Below are 3,317 nucleotides of genomic sequence, written 5' to 3' on the forward strand. Positions count from 1 at the left end.
ATTTCAACCTTGTCGCCAGGCTTACCCTTGTCATCCGTCCAGTCCGGCTTGTCAGCAGGTGCACTCGGCTCGGTAACAGTCACGGTCGAGTCGTCGATTGTGTTGCCTTCCGGATCCTTCACCTCGACAACAACCTTGTCACCAGGCTTAGCGTCCTTATCAACGTCGACAATCAGCTTGCCGTTCTCATCGATCTTAGCCTTACCCGGGCCTTCGGTCTCAACCGTGGTGCCGTCCTCAACCGGACCACCAGTGTTCGGGATTTCAACCTTGTCGCCAGGCTTACCCTTGCCGTCCTTCCAGTCCGGCTTGTCAGCAGGAGCATCCGGCTGCTCAACCTCAACCTCTACGCGGTCGATCTCCTTGCCGTCCTTGTCCTTGACAACGACAACAACCTTGTCACCAGGCTTAGCGTCCTCATCGATGTCGACAATCAGGTTGCCGTTCTCATCGATTTCAGCCTTGCCGGGGCCCTCTACCTCAACCGTAGAGCCTTCCGGAACATCGCCACCTTCATTCGGAACGGTAACCTTGTCACCCGGCTTACCTTCACCGTCTCCCCATTCAGGCGTCGAATCAGGGTCGGTGACAGTCACCGTGACATCAACATTGTCCGTCGAGCCATCCGGGTAAGTCACAACAACCGGAACAGTGATCTTCTCACCAGGCTTGGCATCCTCCGGAATCTGAACCTTCAGCGAACCATCCTCGGCGACCTCAACACCATCCTTGTCCGTGGCGAACTTGGTGCCTTCCGGAACAATTACCTTGTTGCCGTCCTTATCGGTAAAGGTCGGAGCATCAACCGGCGCGGTGGTACCAGGCTGGCCAGCACCATCGTTGTACTTCGGCTCGAACTTCTCATTGTCCTTAACCTCAGGCTGCTCAGGAGCATCCGGCTCATCAACGGTAACGGTGACGTCAACGTTGTCCTTAGAACCATCCGGGTAAGTCACCTCAACCGGAACAGTGATCTTGTCACCAGGCTTAGCATCCTCAGGAACGGTAACAGTGATCTCACCAGTGTTCGGATCAACCTTCACACCATCCGGAGCATTCTCACCAGGCTTGAAATTCGTGCCATCAGGAGCAGTAGTCGGGTTACCGTCCTTGTCCTTAAACTCCGGAGCCGGAACAGTTACATCCTCACCCGGCTTACCAGAACCATCCTCATAACCAGGCTCAAAGGTCTCATTGTCCTTTGCAGCAGGTGCATCCAGGTCAAACGTCGCAGGAACCTTGCGAGATACCGGGTCAGCCCCCTCAGCCGGGGTCCAAGTAACCTTTACCAGGGCCTCGTTTTTGCCTTCAACCTGCTTATCTGCAGGCCAGGTGATCACACCGGTCTTAGCGTCGATTGTCAGGCCCAGTTTTTCGGCGGCGGCAGGGTCTGCGAACTCGAAGGTTGCACCTTCCGGCATCTCCTCAACGGCATCAGTATTCGGGTTGTCGAAGGAAGGCTTTGCTTCAAGATCCTTTTCCTTGGCAGTGCCCTTGGTCTGGTCATACTTAACGACGGTCGGATCTGCCAAGAAGGAGTCGGCCAAGAGGAGCGTACCCGTGGGCTGACCCGAAGCATCGGCAGCGAATACCTGAGAAGAGTACACAGTCGGCTTGGAGAGATCGTTCGGAACGGTGAAGTCGCAGGACTCCAGCTCACCAAGCTCGTTAGCCGTGACGGTGCAGATCTCACCGGTGGATTCACCGTCTGCAAACCACTCAATAGCGTACTGCTGGTTGGGAACCAAGCCCGTGGTCTTCGACTTGGCGGTATCTCCAGGGGCAGCAATAGCAGAGGCGTTATCGTAGTTGATGACGTCGTGAATCGGGCGCGGAGTCAGCAGAGCGAAGTGCTGGACAGAAATGTTCGCAGACGCGTTTTCAATACCGAGATTTCCGCCATGGGGAGGCTGGAACATGTTGTCCTGGTAGTTACCCATCCACAGGTCGCGGTTCTCGCCAACTACCGGATACAGGTACATATAGTCCGTGTTGATGTGGCGGTGACGCTGGCCAAGTGTGCCGTTCCACTGCATCAGGTTGCCATGCTCTTCTTCCTCAGCAGAGACGAGCTTGCCCCACTCCTCATCAGTGGTCTGGTTTCCCTTCTTGTTGTGGCTGACGCCATACAAGCCAGCAAACGGCAGATAGAAGGAACCATCGTCCTTTACATAGGCAACGCGGGACTCCGCAATGTGGGAACCTTCGCCGTGCTCAGCCTGGTATGCGTCGACGATTTCCTTTTGTGCGACACGGAACTGCTCACGGGTATGGTTTTTGTTGGCGTCCTTCCAAGCGTCAAACTCGCGAGCCACTTCGTCGTTGACATACGAGCCGACAACCTTGACGTTTGTAGCTGCGCGATCGGCAGCTCCCTTGTAGTACTGGTTCGGAAGCGATCCACCGGCCTCGTTGTTTTCCCACCAGACGCTGCCACGAGCGGTGCCAAAAATTCCACCCTCTGGCCACTTCTTATCTGCAGTCGGTGCCTCCGTCCACTCAGCCTCGGGCTTGGCAAGCCAGCCTTCAACGTTCGGGCGTTCCTGGAATACAACCTTGCCTCCCACGATGCGGTTGATTCCCGCAGTGAAATCCCAGCTTTCCCATTTACGGGTCAAACGGTTGTGGAAGCGACCGCTGTACATGTCGCCACCGGCTGCCAAGGTGTATTTTGCCGGGTCTGGGTTCTCAGCCCAGGTTCGAACCTGGAACTTCGAATCTCCGGCCAGTTTAAACTCGATAGGGTTACCCAGGCCATCCTTCGGCGCATTAGAGAGGTCGAAGACGAACTTGCCCTCGGAATCCGATGTGGTGTAGTAGATTGGCGAAACTTGACCCTTGCCATTGACGTACTGCAAGAAGACCTTGACACCAGACATAGCTTCGTCAGCTTCATTCTGGGCCTCCGGGCCGGAGTCGCGATCCAAATAGACCGTACCTTGGTATCCCTGCTTCTGACCCCAAGTACCATCTGCTCGGATAGCGGTCGCTTCCGAAGTGCCTCGGGTATCCACACTGGGCTTCTGATCAGGCGTGGCGTCCTGAGCAATAGCTGCCGGCGCAGCATTCGGACTTACGACTGGGTGAACGAAGGGCGCAACCATCGCGACAGAGAGCGCGGCGGCAGCAATCGTCGTACCACGGCGACGAGCGGAACCGTTGAAACTCTTCAAATCCATGAAGAATCCTTTCATGAGAACAATTAGGGAATGGGTCAACTGCTGCCCTAGGTCAGATTTCGAAGCCTCTTAAGCATTCCTGAAGGCAGACTGGACTCAAGCTGAGACGTTACCCCCCCCCCCCCCCCCCCCCCCCCC

The 3,317-nt window shown here is 56.0% G+C and carries 1 protein-coding gene; it reads right to left on the reverse strand.

Annotated features, from left to right (window positions below; all coding sequences use genetic code 11):
* The coding region (locus tag HMPREF2896_RS07630) for a YPDG domain-containing protein (protein ID WP_070718897.1) at window positions 1-3,179 on the reverse strand (3,179 nt) is incomplete at its 3' end.
* Window positions 3,180-3,317 lie beyond the last annotated feature (138 nt).

The organism is Corynebacterium sp. HMSC069E04, from assembly GCF_001813175.1.
Classification (GTDB): domain Bacteria; phylum Actinomycetota; class Actinomycetes; order Mycobacteriales; family Mycobacteriaceae; genus Corynebacterium; species Corynebacterium aurimucosum.